Consider the following 17,105-nt stretch of genomic DNA (forward strand, 5'->3'; position numbering starts at 1 on the left):
GCCGGGGTCGTCGTGGCGACCGCGCCGGCGTGCTCGGCAGCGGCGCGGGCCTCGGCGACCGTGGCGGCCCAGAAGGCGTCGAAGTCGTCAGGCTCCCGCACGGTCGGGCGGTGGGAGCGGAGCTCGGTCAGGGGCAGGTCGGTCAGCGGCATCGGTGTCCTCCAGGGACGATCATGCCCCCGGGACCCGAGCGTCGGGTCCCGGGGGCACGGTGATCGGGTGGTCAGGACGCGGCGACGGCGTCCCGGTAGCGCTCCAGCACCTCGGGGCGCGGGTCCGCGGCGACGGTGGTCGTCGCGAGGAGCCAGGTCGGCAGGGTGCCCGTCAGCGCCCACGCTGCCTGTCGCGCAGCCCCGGCGGCGACGTACTCGCCCGGCTCGGGCAGGTGCACGTCACGCCCGAACACCTGCGCCGCGATCGTCCGGACGGCCTCGTTGCGTGCGGCCCCGCCGATGAGCAACAGCCGCTCGACGGTGACGCCGTTCGCCTCGACCGCCGCCAGCCCGTCCGCGAGTGCGCAGAGCATGCCCTCGAACGCGGCACGGGCCAGGTGCTCCCGGTCCGTCGTCGCGGGCGTCATCCCGACCAGGGACGCGGTCGCGTCCGGCCGGTTCGGGGTGCGTTCGCCGACGAAGTACGGCACGAGCACCAGGCCGTCGGCCCCGACCGGCGCGCGGAGCGCCAGGGCGCCGAGTTCGTCGTGGTCCACGCCGAGCAGGCCGCCGATCACCTCGAGCACGCGGGCCGCGTTGAGCGTCGTGACGATCGGGAGGCGTGCCCCCGTCGCGTCGGCGAAGCCCGCCACGGTCCCGCTCGGGTCCGCGAGCGCGGCGTCGGTCACGCCGAACACCGTCCCGCTGGTCCCGAGGGACACCGCGACGTCGCCTGGGCCGAGGCCCAGGCCGAGCGCCGCGCCCGCGTTGTCCCCGGTGCCGGCGCCGACGACGAGACCGGCCGGAGCGACCGCGCCGCCGGGCAGGGTGACTGCGGAGTCGAGGGTGCCCATCGCGGCGTCCGGTGCGACGACGTGTGGGACGACGACGGCGTCGGCGTCGGCGGAGCCGTCACCGGCGACATGCATCGGCCGGCCGAGGGCGAGCTCGAACAGCTCGGCGTCGTACTCGCCGCGTGCGGGGTCCCAGTACGCGGTGCCGCTGGCGTCCGAGGCGTCGGTCGCCAGGGCGTCCAGGTCCGGGCCGTGCACGCTGTCGTCCGCGGGGCCGAAGCCGCGCAGCCGCCACGACAACCAGTCGTGGGGGAGTGCCACGGCCGCCACCCGGCCTGCGTTCTCGGGTTCCGCGTCGCGGAGCCAGCGCAGCTTGGGGCCGGTGAACGAGGCCACCGGGACCAGACCCGTGCGGGTGACCCATGCCTCCCGGCCGAGCTCGTCGACCATCTGCGCTGCCGCGTCGGCGCTGCGGACGTCGTTCCAGAGCAGGGCGTCGCGGACGATCCGACCGTCGGCGTCGAGCGTGACCATGCCGTGCTGCTGCCCGGCGATCGCGATCGCCGCCACGTCGTCGAGCCCGCCGGCGTCCGCGACCGCGGCGCCGAGCGCGTCCCACCAGTGCTGCGGGTCGACGGCGGTGCCGTCGGGGTGGGCGGCGCGGCCCTCACGGACGACGGCGCCGGTGTGGGCGTCGCGGATCGTGACCTTGCAGGACTGCGTCGAGGAGTCGACGCCGGCGACGAGGGTCCCGTCGCCGGCGTCGACCGTTCCCGGGGTGACGTCGTTCAACCGCGTGCGCCCATCAGGTGCTCGACGGCCAGCTGCTGCAGCCGGACGAAGCCGAAGCCCTTGCCGCCGAAGTACGCGTCGGCGTCGAAGTCCTCGAACGCCGAACGGTCGGCGAGCACGTCGTCGTAGGACTCTCCCGGGTTCAGCGTGGGCTGCGAGAGCTCGTCGACCTTGGACGCGGCCAGCGCTGCCTGGACCTCGGGGTCGGCGCGGAAGGCCTGCGCGCGCTCCTTGAGGAGCAGGTACATGCGCATGTTCGCCGCTGCGGAGTCCCAGACGCCGGAGATGTCCTCGGTGCGGCTCGGCTTGTAGTCGAAGTGCCGGGGGCCGTCGTACGCGACGCCGCCCTGGGGCGCGCCGTGCTCGAGCAGGTCGACGAGCGAGAACGCGTTCTGCAGGTCGCCGTGGCCGAACACCAGGTCCTGGTCGTACTTGATGCCGCGCTGGCCGTTGAGGTCGATGTGGAAGAGCTTGCCCTGGTAGAGCGCCTGGGCGATGCCGGCCGTGAAGTTCAGGCCCGCCATCTGCTCGTGGCCGACCTCGGGGTTCACGCCGAACAGCTCCGGGCGCTCGAGCGTGTCGATGAAGGCGATCGCGTGGCCGAGCGTCGGCAGCAGGATGTCGCCGCGGGGCTCGTTCGGCTTCGGCTCGATGGCGAAGCGGATGTCGTAGCCCTTGTCGGTGACGTACTGCGCGAGCAGGTCGACCGACTCCTTGTAGCGGGAGAGCGCGGCCTGCACGTCCTTGGCGCTGTCGTACTCGGCGCCCTCGCGGCCACCCCACATGACGAACGTCTTCGCGCCGAGCTCGGCGGCGAGGTCGACGTTGCGCAGCACCTTGCGGAGCGCGAAGCGGCGGACCTGGCGGTCGTTCGAGGTGAAGCCGCCGTCCTTGAAGACCGGGGCGGAGAACAGGTTCGTCGTGACCATCGGCACCTGGATGCCGGTGGACTCGAGCGCGCCCTTGAGCCGGTCGATCTGGGTCTGGCGCTCAGCGTCGGTCGAACCGAACGCGAACAGGTCGTCGTCGTGGAAGGTCAGGCCGTAGGCGCCGAGCTCGTCGAGCTTCTCGACCGCCTCGACCACGTCGAGCTGGGGGCGGGTGGGGCCGCCGAAGGGGTCCGAGCCGTTGTAACCGATGGTCCAGAGACCGAAGGAGAACTTGTCTGCACGGGTGGGCGTCGCTGCCATGGTGGTCACCGTTCGTCGTCGAAACAAAATGTTGCCGCGCCCAACATAAGCGGTAGTGTTGACTCTGGCAAGGACGTGATCGCAAGGGAGCGAACGGATGGCACGCAGACCCCTCCGGGTGGCGATGATCGGGCACGGCTTCATGGGAGCCGCGCACTCACAGGCATGGCGGACGGCGCCCAGGTTCTTCGACCTCGATGCCGAGCCCGAGATGACCGTGGTCGTCGGACGCGATCCCGACCGCACCGAAGCAGCCCGCGTGCAGTACGGCTGGCAACGCGCGTCGACGGACTGGCGGGCCGTGGTCGCCGACCCGGAGATCGACGTCGTCGACGTGGTCTCGCCCGGCTCCTCGCACGTCGAGATCGCGATCGCCGCACTGCGGGCCGGCAAGCACGTGCTCTGCGAGAAGCCGCTCGCCAACACCGTGGCCGAGGCCGAGGCGATGGTCGACGCCGCCCGCGCTGCGCGCGAGCGCGGCGTCCGGGCGATGGTCGGGTTCAGCTACCGCCGGGTCCCCGCCATCGCGTTCGCCCGGCAGTTGGTGGCGGACGGCAGGGTGGGGACGGTCCGACAGGTCCGCGCGCTGTACCTGCAGGACTGGTTGACCGACGAGGACGGCCCGATGACGTGGCGCCTGGACAAGGCGCTCGCCGGCTCCGGCTCGCTCGGTGACATCGGTGCGCACGCGATCGACCTCGCCGAGCACGTCACGGGCGCACAGCTCGCCACCGTGTCCGGCACGCTCGAGACCTTCGTGCACGAACGCCCACTGCTGGCCGAGGGCGTCGGACTCTCCGGCACCGCGTCCACCGAGCGCGGGCAGGTCACCGTCGACGACGCCGCGTTCTTCCTCGGACGCCTGAGCGGCGGCAGCGCGGACGGGGCCATCGGCACGTTCGAGGCCACCCGCTACGCCACCGGCCGGAAGAACGGCCTGACGCTCGAGGTCTCCGGGTCCACCGGGGCGATCCAGTTCGACCTCGAGTCGATGAACGAACTCCGCCTGTACGAGTCGTCCGCCCCCGCGGGGGAGCAGGGCTTCCGACGCATCCTGGTGACCGAACCCGAGCACCCCTACATGGCGGCGTGGTGGCCCACCGGGCACCTGATCGGGTACGAGCACACCTTCAGTCACCAGGTGAAGGACCTGGTCGACGCGATCACGAGCGGCACCGACCCGTCGCCCTCGTTCGAGGACGGGCTGCACGTGCAGCGCGTGCTGGACGCGGTCGAACGCAGTGCCGCCGACGGCAGCAGCTGGACGGCGATCTGATGGCCACGCGGACAGCCCTCGTCGTCCGTGGTGGTTGGGACGGTCACCAGCCCGTCGAGACCACCGACGCCTTCCTGCCGTTCCTGCGGGACAACGGCTTCGACGTCCACGTGTCCGACTCCACCGCGGTCTACGCCGACGCGTCCGTGATGGAGACGGTGGACCTGATCGTCCAGGTCGTCACGATGTCGACGATCGCCGACGACGAGTTCGCCGGCCTGCAGCGCGCGGTGCTGAACGGCGCCGGACTCGCCGGGTGGCACGGCGGGATCGCGGACGCGTTCCGGGCCAACGCCGACTACCTGCACATGATCGGCGGCCAGTTCGCCCACCACGCGGGCAAGCCCCCGGCGGAACGCGTCGGCGACCAGAGCGACAACTACCTGCCGTACACGGTGCAGATGACCGACCTCGGGCGGACGCACGAGATCACGCAGGGCATCGACGACTTCGACCTCGTCACCGAGCAGTACTGGGTCCTCAGCGACGAGTACAACGACGTGCTGGCGACCACCACGCAGGGCGTCCGCGACTTCGACGCGTGGAACCGCCCGGTCACCTCGCCCGCGATCTGGACCCGGCAGTGGGGGAAGGGACGCGTGTTCGTCTCGGCGCCCGGGCACCGGCTCGAGGTCGTCGAGTCACAACCGCTCCGCACCGTGATCGAACGGGGGATCCTGTGGGCAGCGCGATGAGCGACGCAGCACGGAACGACGCAACCCTGAACGACACTGCCCTGCGGGTCGGCATGGTCGGCGTCGGGAACATCAGCCGGCAGTACCTGCAGCACCTGCCCGGCCTGCCGAACCTGCGCCTGACCGCGGTCGCCGACCTCGACACCGAGCGTGCCGCCGCGGTCGCCGCGGAGCAGGGCGTCCTGGCGCTCGGCGTCGACGAGCTGCTCGCGCACGGCGAGGTCGACGTCGTGCTCAACCTGACGATCCCGGCCGCACACGCCGAGGTCGCCGAACGGGCGCTCGCCGCGGGCAAGCACGTCTACGGCGAGAAGCCGCTGGCGACGAGCACCGCCGAGGCCGCTCCCGTGCTCGATCACGCCCGAGCCGCCGGCCTGCGGGTCGGCAGCGCGCCGGACACCGTGCTCGGGACCGGCATCCAGACGGCCCGTGCCGCGCTCGACGACGGCATGATCGGCACACCCGTCGGCGCGGCGGTCTCGTGGAGCGCCCCGGGCCACGAGCTCTGGCACCCGGCTCCGGCGTTCTACTACCAGCCGGGCGGCGGACCGCTGCTCGACATGGGCCCGTACTACCTGACCAGCCTGGTGTCGTTCTTCGGCCCGGTCGTCCGGGTCAGCGGCAGCGCCACCCGGTCGACCCGCGAGCGCACCGTCGCCACGGGGCCCTCGGCGGGCGCACCGATCCCGGTCGACGTCGACACCCACGTGGTGGCGATCCTCGAACACCAGGGCGGGGTCGTCTCGACGGTCACCGTCTCGTTCGAGGTGTGGGCCACCCGGTCGCCGCTGTTCGAGGTGTACGGCACCGCGGGCACCCTCGCGGTACCCGACCCGAACGCGTTCTCGGAGACCGCTGCCGTGGCGACCGCCGAGGACCGCTCGTGGCGGGACCTGCCCGTCCGCGGCGGGTACGCCGACGCCGGTCGCGGCTACGGGCTCGCGGACATGGCGCACGCGATCGCCACCGACCGCCCACACCGGGCGTCCGGGGAACTGGCGTACCACGTGCTCGAGGTGATGGAGGCTGTCGCGACGGCCGCCCGTGAGCACACGGTCGTGCCCGTGACCTCCCACGTCGAACGACCGGCGACGGTCCCGCTCGGCGCTCGACCCGACACCTGGTGAACCGACGACGGAAGGAAGCATCATGACGGACGGACCACGGGCCTCCAGGCCGGTCACGCTCTTCACCGGCCAGTGGGCGGACCTGCCCTTCACCGAGGTCGCCCGGCTCGCCGGCGAATGGGGCTACGACGGGCTGGAGATCGCCTGCTGGGGCGACCACCTGGACGTCCGTCGCGCCGCGACCGACCCGGAGTACGTCGCCGACCGCAAGCGCATCCTGGCGGAGAACGGCCTCGGCGTCTGGACCATCGCGAACCACCTGGTCGGCCAGGCCGTGTGCGACGACCCCATCGACCAGCGGCACGAGGACATCGTGCCGGCGCACGTCTGGGGTGACGGCGACCCCGAGGGCGTCCGGCGGCGGGCCGCCGAGGAACTGCAGTGGACCGCCCGTGCCGCAGCCGCACTCGGCGTGGACACCGTCACCGGGTTCTCCGGGTCCTCGATCTGGAAGACCGTCGCCGGGTTCCCGCCCGTGCCGCCCGGGATGATCGACGCCGGGTACCAGGACTTCCACGACCGCTGGTCGCCGATCCTCGACGTCTTCGAAGAAGTCGGCGTCCGCTTCGCGCTCGAGGTGCACCCGTCGGAGATCGCGTACGACTACTGGACCGCCAAGCGCACGCTGGAGGTCTTCGCGGACCGGCCGGCGTTCGGGTTCAACTTCGACCCGTCGCACTTCGTGTGGCAGGACCTGGACCCCGCCGCGTTCCTGCTCGACTTCGCCGACCGCGTCTACCACGTGCACTGCAAGGAGTCGGTCAAGCAGCTCGACGGTCGGAACGGTCGGCTGTCCTCGCACCTGCCGTGGGGCGACCCCCGCCGTGGGTGGGACTTCGTGACGGCCGGGCACGGGGACGTGCCGTGGGAACGGGTGTTCCGTGTGCTGAACCACATCGGGTACACCGGGCCGACCAGCGTCGAGTGGGAGGACGCGGGCATGGACCGGCTCGTCGGCGGCCCCGAGGCGCTGGCGTTCGTCCGGGGGCTCGGCACCATCGCGCCGCCGGACGCCGCGTTCGACGCCGCCTTCTCCCGGTCTCGATGAGCAACGTCGGGCGGCCCACCGTCGCGCGCGGTGCGGCCGCCGGCGGCAACGTCGCGCGCGTGCTCCGGCTCGTGCACGAGTCCGGGCCGGTCACCCGCGCCGAGGTCACCCGCCGTACCGGGCTGAACCGCTCCACCACGCTGGCCCTGGTCGGCGAGCTGGTCGGGCTCGGCCTGGTCACCGAGTCCGACGGCGCCGGCGGAGCGGGAACCCCCGCCGGCGCCGCGCCCGCGGTCGGGGTCGGGCGTCCGAGCCCCGTCGTCCGGGCCGCGTCCGACGTGGTGGCCGTCGCCGTCACGGTGGAGATCGACGCCGTCACCGTCGCGCTCGTCGCCCTCGACGGCACCATCCGGCACCGCGTGACCTCGCACACCGAGTCGCGCCCGACCGCGCCCGAGGCCGTCGGGCTGGTCGCCGGACTCCTCGACGGGATGCACGACACCCTGCGGCCCCTGCGCACCGTGGGCATCGGCGTCGCGATCCCCGGCACCGTCCGCGTCGAGGACGGCCTGGTCCGGTACGCCCCGCACCTCGGCTGGCGCGACGAGCCCTTCGCCGAGCCCCTCGCCGCGGCGACCGGGCGGCGGGTGCGGGTGGCGAACGACGCCAACCTCGGTGCGCTCGCCGAACACCTGTACGGCAGCGGGCAGGGTGTCGCGGACCTCATCTACCTCAACGGCGGCGCATCGGGCATCGGCGGCGGTGTCATCAGCGCCGGTCGACCCCTGAGCGGCGCCGACGGGTACGCCGGGGAGCTCGGGCACACCTTCGTCGCCGACAACGGGATCCGCTGCCACTGCGGCGCCGTCGGCTGCCTGGAGACCGAGGCCTCGCGCGCGGCCCTGGTCGCCGTCACCGGGGTCCCCGCGGACGACCTGGTGGCGCTCGCCGCCGCGCTCGACACCGGCGGGCCCGAGGTGCAGGCCGTCGTCGACCGCCAGGTCGCCGCCCTCGCCACCGGGCTGCGCAACGCGATCCACACCGTCAACCCCGAGGTCGTCGCACTCGGCGGCTTCCTCGGCACGCTGCTCGGGCACGTCGGGGACCGCATCGTCACCGCGGTCCGGGCCCAGTCCATGGCCGCGATGGCCGACCGCGTCCGCATCGTCCCGACCGCCCTCGGCCGTGACGTCCTGCTGCGCGGTGCGGCCGAGATCGGCTTCCACGACCTGCTCGACGACCCCTCCGGCACCCTCGTCCACACCCCTCTGCACCAGGAAGCGACCACACCATGAGCACCACCGCACCCCGGCCCGACACCGCGTCGCAGCCCGACACCCAGCGCGTCAGCGTCCTGCTCGGCCAGGACGACCTGACCGTCGAGGACCGCCCCGTCCCCGCCGTCGACGCGGGCGACGTGCTCGTCCGGGTCGCCGCCGTCGGCGTCTGCGGCTCCGACGTGCACTACTTCCGCCACGGCCGGATCGGCGACTTCGTCGTCGAGGAGCCCCTGGTGCTCGGCCACGAGCTCTCCGGCACGATCGTCGCCGTCGGTGCGGGCGTCGAGCCGTCCCGCGTGGGGGAGCGCGTCGCGATCGAGCCGCAGCGCCCCTGCCACCGGTGCGCGCAGTGCCTGGCCGGCCGCTACAACCTCTGCCCGCACATGCGCTTCTACGCGACGCCGCCGGTCGACGGGGCCTTCGCCGAGTACGTCACGATCGAGGCCGAGTTCGCCCACACCCTGCCCGACGCCGTGTCCTTCGAGGCCGGCGCCCTGCTCGAGCCCCTGTCCGTCGGAATCGCCGCCGTCCGCAAGGCCGGGATCGTCCCCGGCGCTTCGGTCCTGATCGCGGGCGCCGGACCGATCGGCATCATCTGCGCGCAGGCGGCCCGGGCGTTCGGCGCGACCCGGATCGTCATCAGCGACCTGGTGCCCGAACGGCGCGAGCGGGCGCTGTCGTACGGCGCGACCGAGGTCGTCGACCCCACCGCGGTGGACGTCACGCGCGACCTCGTCCCCGTGGACGCGTTCATCGACGCCAGCGGTGCGCCCCGCGCCGTGTCCGACGGCATCAAGGCGGTCGGACCAGCCGGTGCCGCGGTCCTGGTCGGGCTCGGCAACTCCGAGATGACCCTGCCGGTCGAGCACATCCAGAACCTCGAGGTCACGGTCACCGGCATCTTCCGGTACACGAACACGTGGCCGGTCGCGATCGAGCTGGTCGCGTCCGGCCAGGTCGACCTGGACTCGCTGGTCACCGGCCGCTACGGGCTCGACGACGTGCGGCAGGCGCTCGAGAGCGACACCGACCCGGAGTCGCTCAAGTCCGTCGTCTACCCCGGCGGCGTCCCCGCCTGACGGGCGCTGCGCGCACGCAGTGCGCGCTCGTGGACACGGTGCGAGGGCCCTCGGACGCGCACCGCGTCCGGAACCGCGCACGGTGCGGACGGGAGGCGCGGTGCCAGGTGCCACCGCGCCTCCCGTCTCCGTGCCCCGGTCCGGGGCCACCGGTGCGTCACCCGGACGCGCTACGGTTCGCCCATGACCGTCGCTCCGCTGCCGCAGCGCACCGACCGCCGCGCCCTCGTGTCGTGGGCGCTGTGGGACTGGGGGTCCGCCGCCTTCAACGCGGTCGTCACCACGTTCGTCTTCAGCACCTACCTGGCCAGCCGGGCGTTCGTGGACCCCGCCCTCGTCGCCGCCGAGGACGGCTCCGCCGCTGCCCGTCAGGCCGTCGAACGCGAACTCGCCCACAACGCCGCGGTCGTCTCGACGGCGCTGACCATCGCGGGCATCGTCGTCGCGATCGTCGCCCCGGCCGTCGGACGGCTCGCGGACTCGTCCGGGCACCGGCGTCGGTCGGTGCTCGTCGCCACGATCGGCGTCGCACTGTCCATCGGCGCGATGGTCTTCGTCGCCCCGAGTCAGCCCTTCCTGGTGCTCGGCGCGGCGCTCATCGGCATCGGGACCGTCGCGTACGAGATCGCCTGCGTCGGGTACAACGCGATGCTCGGGCAGGTCGCCACCGGGGAGCGCACCGGGCGCATCTCGGCGATCGGCTGGGCTGCGGGCTACTTCGGCGGCATCGTGCTGCTCGTCGTGCTGCTCGTGCTCTGCATCCAGGACTTCGGCGCCGGCGACACGGCCGGGCTGCTGAACCTGCCCGCGACCGTCGCCACCGGGCAGTGGGACGTGCGCGTCGCCATCGGCATCGCCGCGGTGTGGCTCGCCGTCAGCTCCGTCCCGCTGTTCCTGGTCGTCCCCGAGGCACCGGCCGACCCGACGCGTCGCGGCAGCCTGTGGAGCGCCTACCGCGACCTGGGTCGGGACATCGCGCGGCTGTGGCGCGAGCGCCGGAACGTGCTGTCGTTCCTGGTCGCCAGCGCCGTCTTCCGCGACGGCGTCGGGGGCGTGTTCACGTTCGGGGGCATCATCGCCGCGCAGGTGTTCGGGTTCAGTGCGTCCGAGGTCATCCTCTTCGCCATCGCGGCCAACGTCGTCGCCGGGATCGCGACCTTCGCCTCAGGACGGCTCGACGACCGCTTCGGGTCCCGCGCGCTCATCATGGTGTCGCTCGTCGGACTGGCGGTGTGCGGCGCGGCGGTGTTCTTCGTCGGGACCGCCCAGGTCGGCTTCTGGGTGCTCGGACTGGCCCTGTGCGCGTTCGTCGGGCCGGTGCAGTCGTCCTCGCGGGCGTACCTGTCCCGCCTGGCGACCCCGGGCAGAGAGGGCGAGCTCTTCGGCCTCTACGCCACCACCGGTCGGGCGGCGTCGTTCATCGCTCCGGCGATGTTCGGCATCGCGGTGACCCTCGGCGGCTCCACCCGGTTCGGCATCATCGGCGTGGTGGTCGTCCTGGTCGCCGGACTGGTGCTGATGGCCTTCGTGCGCGACGAGTCCCGCACCGCGCGCTGACCCGCGTGCGGGAGCCCGCGCGGCGGGGCCGTGCGCGGCGGGGTGGTGCGCGGCGGGGTGGTGCGCGGCGGGGTGGTGCGCGGCGGGGTGGTCGACTCGGAACGACATCCCCGTTGTCGTACGACGTCGATCGTGTCGTGTGGGCCGCGCCCGGTTTGGGCCGTCGACTCGGAACGACACCCCCGTTGTCGTACGACGTCGATCGTGTCGTGCGCGCCTCCCGTCCCGCGCGCAGTGCGGGAGCCCGCGACGGATCCGCACGAGTCCGGCACGCGTTGGTGCCCGGTCGCCGCGTGGGCCAGGATGGGGACATGACCGACCAGCGGATCGCCGTCGTCGTCCTCGCCGCCGGGCAGGGCACGCGCATGAAGTCCACGACCCCGAAGGTGCTGCACCGGATCGCCGGCCTGCCCCTGATCGCCCACGTGCTGCGGACGGCCGAGTCCCTGCAGCCCGAGCACATCGCGGTCGTCGTCCGGCACGAGCGCGAGCGCGTCGCGGCCGAGGTCACCGAGCGGCTGCCCGGCGCGATCGTCGTCGACCAGGACGAGGTGCCCGGCACGGGTCGTGCGGTCGAGGTCGCCGTGCAGGCGCTCCCCGCCGACTTCGACGGGGCGGTCGTCGTGCTCTCCGGCGACGTGCCCCTCGTCGACCCGGCGTCGCTCCGACAGCTCGTCCAGGTCCACACCACCGCGACGAACGCCGTCACGTTCCTCAGCGCGATCGCGCCGGACCCGACCGGGCTCGGACGCATCCTCCGCGACGAGCACGGGGCGTTCGTCGGCGTCGTCGAGCACAAGGACGCGACCGACGAGCAGCGCACGATCACCGAGGCGAACGCCGGCATCTACGCGTTCGACGTCACCCACCTGCGCGCCGTGCTGCCCTCGCTGACCACGGCGAACGTGCAGGGCGAGAAGTACATCACCGACGCGCCGGCCCTCATCGCGGCGCGCGGCGGGCACATCGACGTGCTGCGCTTCGACGACCCCTGGCTGCTCGCCGGCATCAACGACCGTGCGCAGCTCGGCGACGCCGCCCGGGTGCTCAACGACCGCATCGTCCGGGCGCACCAGCTCGCCGGGGTCACCGTGCAGGACCCCCGCTCGACGTGGATCGACCTCGACGTCACGATCGAGGCCGACGCCGAGATCCTGCCCGACACGCAGCTCATCGGCGCCACGGCCATCGCCGCCGGTGCCGTCGTCGGACCCGGCACGACCCTCCGCGACACCGAGGTCGGCGCCGGTGCCACCGTCAACCGGGTCGACGCCACGCTCGCCGTCATCGGGGACAACGCCTCGGTCGGACCCTTCGCCTACCTGCGTCCGGGGACCGTGCTCGGCGCGGACGGCAAGATCGGCACGTTCGTCGAGACGAAGAACGCCCGCATCGGACGGGGCAGCAAGGTCCCGCACCTGTCGTACATCGGCGATGCCGAGGTCGGCGAGGACTCCAACATCGGCGCGAACACGATCACCGCGAACTACGACGGCGTGCACAAGCACCGCACCGAGGTCGGTTCGAACGTCCGGACCGGCTCGCACAACGTGTTCGTCGCCCCGGTTAGGATTGGTGACGGGGCGTACACCGGCGCAGGAACGACCGTTCGCAAGGACGTGCCTGCCGGGTCGCTCGCGATCAGCTACGCCCCACAGCGCAACACCGACGACTGGGTCTCGGAACACCGACCCGGCACGCCGGCGGCCGAGGCGGCTCGGCGCGCGCGAGGCAGATGACACCTTCTCGACGGCCACCCGCCGTCACACGAGAGCCCGGATCCGGGTCCTCGGACACACGGCCCGGTGGGCCAGGGAGTGAGTACGGCACTTGTCCGGAATCAAGACGACCGGCCAGAAACGACTCGTCCTCGTCTCGGGGCGGGCACACCCCGAGCTCTCCGAGCAGATCGCCGAGGAACTGGGCGTCGACCTCGTCCCCACCGACGCACGCACCTTCGCCAACGGCGAGCTGTACGTCCGGTTCGACGAGTCCGTCCGCGGCTGTGACGCGTTCGTCATCCAGTCGCACACGGCACCCATCAACGAGTGGCTCATGGAGCAGCTCATCATCGTCGACGCCCTGAAGCGTGCCTCGGCCAAGCGCATCACCGTCGTCGCGCCGTTCTACCCGTACGCGCGCCAGGACAAGAAGGGCCGCGGGCGCGAGCCCATCTCGGCTCGACTCGTCGCCGACCTGTTCAAGGCCGCCGGTGCCCACCGCATCATGAGCGTCGACCTGCACGCCGCACAGATCCAGGGCTTCTTCGACGGTCCCGTCGACCACCTGTTCGCGATGCCGGTCCTGCTCGAGCACTTCAAGGAGATCCTCGACCCGTCGATGCTGACGGTGGTCTCCCCGGACATGGGTCGCGTGCGCGTGGCCGACATCTGGTCCGAGAAGCTCGGCGCCCCGCTCGCGATCATCCACAAGCGCCGCGACCCGCTCGTGCCGAACCAGGTCACCGTGCACGAGATCGTCGGTGACGTCTCGGGACGCTGGTGCCTGCTCGTCGACGACCTCATCGACACCGGGCGCACCATCGCCAAGGCCGCAGAGGCACTCAAGGCCGCCGGGGCCATCGGCGTCGTGGTCGCCGCGACCCACGCCGTGTTCTCGGACCCGGCGACCGAACTGCTGCAGAGCGAGTTCATCGACCGCGTCGTGGTCACCGACACGCTGCCCGTCCCGCCGGAGAAGCGCTGGGACCGCCTCGAGATCCTGCCGATCGCCCCGCTGCTCGCCCGCGCGATCCACGAGGTCTTCGACGACGGGTCGGTCACGTCGATGTTCGACGGTGCAGCCTGATCCACCCCGCGCGTCAGGACCATCCCGCACGACTCGGCCTCGCCGCCCGACTCCGGGCGGCGGGGAGCGTCTTCGCCGAGGACGAAGCTGACCTGCTCCTCGACGCCGGCGACGGTGACGCGGTGCGGCTGCGCTCCCTCGTGCAGCGACGGCTCGGCGGCGAGCCCCTGGAGTACGTGCTCGGCTGGGCGGCCTTCGACGGGCACCGCATCCGGGTGACGCCCGGGGTCTTCGTTCCCCGGGCCCGCACCGGCGTCGTGGTGGCCCAGGCCGCGGCGCTCCTGCACCGCTACGACCGCGTGGTCGACCTGTGCTGCGGTGCCGGGGCGATCGCCGTCGCACTGCTCGAGCGGGTCGGTGCCCTCGACCTCGTCGCCTCCGACGTCGACCCGGACGCCGTGGACGTCGCTGCCGAGAACATCGGCGACCGGGGCATCGTGGTCGCCGGCGACCTGTTCGCTGCGCTGCCGGCACGCTTCCGGGGCACGGTCGACGTGATCGCCGTGAACGCCCCGTACGTGCCGACCGACGCGGTCGCGACGATGCCGACCGAGGCGCGGGACCACGAGCACCGGGTGGCGCTCGACGGCGGACCCGACGGCCTCGACCTGCACCGGCGGATCGCCGCGGGAGCCGGGGAGTGGTTGCGGCCGGGCGGTTCCCTGGTCATCGAGGTGTCGGAGCTGCAGGCGGACGCGTCAGCGGCGGCGTTCGCGGCGCACGACTTCGCGACGCGCATCGAGCGGGACGACGCCGTGGACGGCACCTGCGTCGTGGCGAGCCTGCCCGCCTGACCGGCACCGGGCCTCCCGGCCGTGGCGCATGCCGTGTCGCGTCAGCGTGCGGACAGCGTGATCGCGTCCCAGCCCGTGGCGCCGTTCGGTGCGGGAGGCCGCTCGACACTCGTCTGGACCTGCCCATCGGTGCTGACGGCGCGGACGCGGACCTCGTGGTCGCCCGAGGTCGCGGTCCACCGGTAGACCCACTGGCGCCACGTGTCCGCCGAGACCGAGTCGGCGAGTTCCGCGTCCTGCCAGTCCTCTCCGCCGACCTTGACCTGGACCGCCTTGACGCCGGTGTGCGGCTGCCAGGCGACCCCGGCGATCGCGACCCGGTCGCCCACCGTGACGGACGACCCGTTCGCAGGCGTGTCGATCCGTGACTCGAGCTTGACCGGACCGCGCTCGGACCAGCCCCGAGGCGTCCAGTAGCCCTGCGCGTCGGCGAACCGCGTGACCTCCATCTCGGTGACCCACTTGGTCGCCGAGACGTACCCGAACAGCCCGGGGACCACCATCCGCACCGGGAAACCGTGCTCGGCGGGCAGCGGCTCACCGTTCATGCCCACGGCGAGCATGGCCTGGGTGCCGGTGTCCTGCAGCACGTCGAGGGGCGTGCCCGCGGTGAAGCCGTCGATGCTGCGCGAGAGCACCATGTCGGCGCCGGCCTTCGGCTGTGCCCGGGCGAGCAGGTCGCGGATCGGGTACCCGAGCCACAGGGCATTGCCGATCAGGTCGCCGCCGACCTCGTTCGACACGCAGCTCAGGGTCGCCATGTGCTCCTCGAGCGGCAGGGCCAGCAGCTCGTCCCAGGTGATCGTCACCTCGTGTGCGACCGCGCCGTGGATGCGCAGGCTCCAGTCGGCCGGGTCGATCGAGGGCACGCGCAGCGCCGTGTCGATCCGGTAGAAGTCGGCGTTCGGGGTGACGTAGGGCGTGATGCCGGTGACGTCGAGGTCGGCTCCGGCAGGGACGGCCGGCGCCGGCGTCGCAGCGGCCGGGAGGCGCACCGCACGTCGGACCGCAGCCGCCCGTTGCATCGCTGCGGACCCGAGTCGGGCGCCGGTGCCGACGACCACGGCGAGGGCTGCCGTGGTCGCGGTCCACACCAGGAACGCACGGCGTTCCGGCCGGGCCGGGTCGCCGGGGCGGCCGGTCGGGATCGCGGCTTGGTGGGTCGGGTCGCCGGGGCGGCCGGTCGGGGTCGCCGCCACCAGTTCCCAGCGGCGGAGTCGGGTGATGAGTGGACGGAGGACGGCGATCGCGGCACCGACACCGAGGACCGAGGGCAGTCCGTCCCACATGCCGGATCCGGAACGGGTCGTGACAGCGAGGAGCGAGAGCGCCCCACCGACCGCGAACACCAGGGCGCCGAAGGGCGGTCGTCGTCGTTCGAGGACCCCGGCGCCCGCGGCGATCACGACCATGAGGACGCCCATGAGCACGAAGAGCGCGACCTTGTCGCCCGTGCCGAACAGCGCCACCATGAGGTCCTTCGCGCCGGCCGGTGCCAGGTCGATGACCGCGCTGCCGACGGCGACGAGGGGACTTCCGGCGCCCCCGAGGACCAGCGCACCGAGCTCGGCGACCGCCAGGAACGCCAGCGCAGCGACGATCCCCACGAGCCCGGCCAGCAGACGACGCCGGCGCAGGGGACGGGTGTCGTCCAGCCCGGAGCTGTCGTCCAGCGTCCGGGTGTCGTTCGGTCCGCTGGTGGTCACGCGTCGATGGTACGTCCGCGGTTCTGGGTTCCAGCCGCGGGCTCGTGTGTCCACCGGGGAGCGTTCACCGGGCAGCGGTGCCGCTCTCGGGCGCGACATGCGAGGATCAGGGTGTGCTGAGGCGTCGTGACCGTGTCCCCCGGGACCCGCACGCCCCTCGGTCGATGTCCCCGGACCGGCGACTCCTGATCGTGCGGTGGGTGATCGTCGCGCTGTGGGCCGTGCTGCTCGTCGCTCGCGCGATCGTCGTCGCGCGGAGTCCCGAGGCCGACCTCACGGCGTTCGGCATCGCCGAGGTCGCCGTGATCGGCATCGGCGTCGCGGTGGTCCTCGCCGGGATCGTCCGGATGCAGGCCCTCCGACGACGGCGCGAGGACGAGTCCCTCGCCATGGCCATCCGCCGGATCGACCCCACCGTGTGGCTCGTGCCCGCGGCACCGACGACCGAGCTCCGCACCATGGTCGAGGAACTCCGGTCCGGTGTCGCCCTCGGGCCGCGCGTGACGTGGGCGTTCGGGGCGACGGAGGCCTCGCTGTGGGAGCTCGACGAGCGTCGCGCGACCCGGTTGCTCGTGGTCCGGTGGAGTCGGGTCATGCACGTCGGGCTCGAGGACGTCCCGGCGCCGGGCGACCGGAACGCCTGTGCGGTCGCGATCCACTTCGTCCGGCCGGACGACACCACGGCGGTCGCCACGTTCCACGTGCGGACTGCGCCGGGCTCACGGCGACTGCTGGGGCGGGGCCCGAAGCTCGAGCGGCTGCTGGCGGAGCTGGCGCGGGAGCGCATCGTCGCCTGAGTGACCGGCGGCGCCGCGACCCGCGGCGCCGCCGCAGCCGCGTCGCCGCGTCACGCTGCGGGATCGACCC

General features: G+C 72.9%; 15 protein-coding genes. 11 read left to right on the forward strand and 4 right to left on the reverse strand.

Features of this window, described 5'->3' with window-relative positions:
• The 3 genes from BIU90_RS18370 to xylA all read right to left on the reverse strand — a co-directional run.
• Positions 1–152: acetylxylan esterase (locus BIU90_RS18370; protein ID WP_139195252.1), on the reverse strand; the 152-nt coding region annotated here is incomplete at its 3' end.
• A 71-nt stretch (positions 153–223) separates the two neighbouring features.
• Positions 224–1,738 (reverse strand): xylulokinase, encoded by a 1,515-nt coding sequence (gene xylB, locus BIU90_RS11720; protein ID WP_071300424.1) that lies wholly within the window; start codon positions 1,736–1,738, stop codon positions 224–226.
• Positions 1,735–2,928, reverse strand: coding sequence for a xylose isomerase (gene xylA, locus BIU90_RS11725; protein ID WP_071300469.1), 1,194 nt, complete (start codon positions 2,926–2,928; stop codon positions 1,735–1,737). The genes xylB and xylA overlap by 4 nt, the downstream gene beginning before the upstream one ends.
• 97 nt (positions 2,929–3,025) lie before the next feature.
• On the opposite strand from xylA, the gene BIU90_RS11730 reads away from it, so the two are divergent.
• From BIU90_RS11730 to BIU90_RS11775, 10 genes are all read left to right on the forward strand, one after another.
• Positions 3,026–4,204 carry a Gfo/Idh/MocA family protein gene (locus tag BIU90_RS11730; RefSeq protein ID WP_071300425.1) on the forward strand — a complete coding sequence of 393 codons (1,179 nt, stop codon included), beginning with the start codon at positions 3,026–3,028 and terminating at the stop codon, positions 4,202–4,204.
• Positions 4,204–4,899 carry a ThuA domain-containing protein gene (locus BIU90_RS11735; protein WP_071300426.1) on the forward strand — a complete coding sequence of 232 codons (696 nt, stop codon included), beginning with the start codon at positions 4,204–4,206 and terminating at the stop codon, positions 4,897–4,899. The genes BIU90_RS11730 and BIU90_RS11735 overlap by 1 nt, the downstream gene beginning before the upstream one ends.
• The gene (locus BIU90_RS11740; protein WP_071300470.1) at positions 4,896–6,026 is read left to right on the forward strand and encodes a Gfo/Idh/MocA family protein; all 1,131 of its coding nucleotides are present in this window, start codon (positions 4,896–4,898) and stop codon (positions 6,024–6,026) included. The genes BIU90_RS11735 and BIU90_RS11740 overlap by 4 nt, the downstream gene beginning before the upstream one ends.
• A gap of 22 nt (positions 6,027–6,048) precedes the next feature.
• Positions 6,049–7,074 carry a sugar phosphate isomerase/epimerase gene (locus BIU90_RS11745; protein WP_071300427.1) on the forward strand — a complete coding sequence of 342 codons (1,026 nt, stop codon included), beginning with the start codon at positions 6,049–6,051 and terminating at the stop codon, positions 7,072–7,074.
• A complete protein-coding gene (locus BIU90_RS11750) occupies positions 7,071–8,309 on the forward strand; it encodes an ROK family transcriptional regulator (protein WP_071300428.1) in 1,239 nt (412 codons plus the stop codon). Before BIU90_RS11745 ends, BIU90_RS11750 begins: the two co-directional genes overlap by 4 nt.
• Positions 8,306–9,373 carry an NAD(P)-dependent alcohol dehydrogenase gene (locus BIU90_RS11755; protein ID WP_071300429.1) on the forward strand — a complete coding sequence of 356 codons (1,068 nt, stop codon included), beginning with the start codon at positions 8,306–8,308 and terminating at the stop codon, positions 9,371–9,373. The genes BIU90_RS11750 and BIU90_RS11755 overlap by 4 nt, the downstream gene beginning before the upstream one ends.
• Before the next feature lie 183 nt (positions 9,374–9,556).
• On the forward strand, positions 9,557–10,930 hold the full coding sequence (locus BIU90_RS11760) for an MFS transporter (RefSeq protein WP_071300430.1): 1,374 nt from the start codon (positions 9,557–9,559) through the stop codon (positions 10,928–10,930).
• A gap of 311 nt (positions 10,931–11,241) precedes the next feature.
• Positions 11,242–12,669, forward strand: coding sequence for a bifunctional UDP-N-acetylglucosamine diphosphorylase/glucosamine-1-phosphate N-acetyltransferase GlmU (gene glmU / locus BIU90_RS11765; RefSeq protein WP_071300431.1), 1,428 nt, complete (start codon positions 11,242–11,244; stop codon positions 12,667–12,669).
• A gap of 91 nt (positions 12,670–12,760) precedes the next feature.
• Positions 12,761–13,738 carry a ribose-phosphate diphosphokinase gene (locus BIU90_RS11770; protein WP_071300432.1) on the forward strand — a complete coding sequence of 326 codons (978 nt, stop codon included), beginning with the start codon at positions 12,761–12,763 and terminating at the stop codon, positions 13,736–13,738.
• On the forward strand, positions 13,738–14,532 hold the full coding sequence (locus tag BIU90_RS11775) for a putative protein N(5)-glutamine methyltransferase (RefSeq protein ID WP_071300471.1): 795 nt from the start codon (positions 13,738–13,740) through the stop codon (positions 14,530–14,532). The genes BIU90_RS11770 and BIU90_RS11775 overlap by 1 nt, the downstream gene beginning before the upstream one ends.
• Before the next feature lie 41 nt (positions 14,533–14,573).
• Here BIU90_RS11775 and BIU90_RS11780 read toward each other — a convergent pair whose 3' ends face one another.
• The gene (locus BIU90_RS11780) at positions 14,574–16,238 is read right to left on the reverse strand and encodes a molybdopterin-dependent oxidoreductase (protein ID WP_368086279.1); all 1,665 of its coding nucleotides are present in this window, start codon (positions 16,236–16,238) and stop codon (positions 14,574–14,576) included.
• A 164-nt stretch (positions 16,239–16,402) separates the two neighbouring features.
• On the opposite strand from BIU90_RS11780, the gene BIU90_RS11785 reads away from it, so the two are divergent.
• Positions 16,403–17,035 (forward strand): hypothetical protein, encoded by a 633-nt coding sequence (locus BIU90_RS11785; protein WP_071300433.1) that lies wholly within the window; start codon positions 16,403–16,405, stop codon positions 17,033–17,035.
• Positions 17,036–17,105 lie beyond the last annotated feature (70 nt).

It is taken from the genome of Curtobacterium sp. MCBA15_001 (assembly GCF_001864835.1).
GTDB lineage: Bacteria > Actinomycetota > Actinomycetes > Actinomycetales > Microbacteriaceae > Curtobacterium.